Annotated in this window: 1 protein-coding gene; it reads right to left on the reverse strand. The window is 24.3% G+C overall.

Going from position 1 to position 1,253, the window contains the following annotated elements; genetic code table 11:
• Positions 1 to 147: 147 nt before the first annotated feature.
• On the reverse strand, positions 148 to 1,200 hold the full coding sequence (locus BLO14_RS05890) for a hypothetical protein (RefSeq protein ID WP_091974026.1): 1,053 nt from the start codon (positions 1,198 to 1,200) through the stop codon (positions 148 to 150).
• Between the last annotated feature and the right edge of the window lie 53 nt (positions 1,201 to 1,253).

Here is a 1,253-nt window from a genome sequence, read left to right on the forward strand (position 1 = left end):
TATAGCAAAAACATAATATCTTGGACAATAACTTTGTTATTTTTAGTTAAAAAAATCTTAAATAAGAAAACAAGACTGGCTATTAGTCTTGTTTTTTATAATTTATGTTTTGAAAACCATTTATTTTATCAAATAAATTCTTTTTATTTACTCTTGACAACCAGCACTATCTGGATCAATTGAACACTTTACAAGTTTCTGAATTTCCTCTTTATTAGCATTACTTTGAAGATATTCTTTTAATTTTCTTAAAAATTCTTTTAATTTTTCTAAATCTTCTTTAATATCACTAATTTTTACAGTATTTTTATTTTTTTCATTATTTTTATTACCCTCTTTTATTTTACTCCTTAACTCTGTTCTAGCTTTTTCTAGTTCGTCAATAAGAATTTTTAATCCACTTTCTTCTTCAAGATCGTAACTCCATTCAGAATAAATAGAATTACCATTAGAATAACTGTTAGTAATATCATCATAAATAGCGCCCGTAACCTTATCTTCAACCTCTTTCCCAGACACTTCCATTCTTTCTTCAAAATATGATTTTGGATTTATACTATTAATATCACTAGTTATCTTATCTATCTTTCTTGCAATTTCTAAAATTTTATTTTTAGTTGCTCCCTCAAGAAAACTTTCACCTGATTCTGATTCTCTTAATTTTCTTCTTTCTTCTCTTTGTTTTTTTCTTTCTAATCTTGCTTTTTCTTCTTTTTGATACTGTTCTATTCTTTTTCTTTTAAGCTCTTCATCTTCTCTATCCTTAGCTTTTTCTTCTTCTGTTTTTTCTTTAACTACTGGTTTTACTACTACTGGTAATTTTGGCTTTAATGTTTCTGCTATTTCTAATTTTGGGTCTTTATTTTCTAAAGTTATAGGTTCGGGTTTTAAAACTTTAGCATCTTCATTATCTTTTAAATCATTCTTATTAGAATCTTCTTTTTTTTCTTTATTTTCTAAATTAACATTTTCTTTATTTTCTTTTTTATCCTTTAATTCTTCTTCTTTTAATTTTTCTGCTATTTCATATACTGTTGAATTATCTGAAACAATTCTTTCTTTTGTATTTAAAAATTCCTTAACTTTTCCTTCTACATTTTGTTCTAGATTTTTTAAATCTTCACTACTTGCATAATACTTGCAAGAACTTATCAGTGCAAAAACAACACAAATAATAAACATTTTTATTTTTTTATTCATAAGTTACTCCATAAGTCTTAAAGATAATGCAATACCTATTATATACAATTTTT

The sequence above is a fragment of the Borreliella japonica genome (genome assembly GCF_900099615.1).
In the GTDB taxonomy this organism is placed as follows: Bacteria; Spirochaetota; Spirochaetia; order Borreliales; family Borreliaceae; genus Borreliella; species Borreliella japonica.

Coding starts and splice junctions, on each gene's coding strand:
- BLO14_RS05890 (WP_091974026.1), bottom strand. CDS start 1,200: ATGAATAAAAAAATAAAAATGTTTATTATTTGTGTTGTTTTTGCACTG.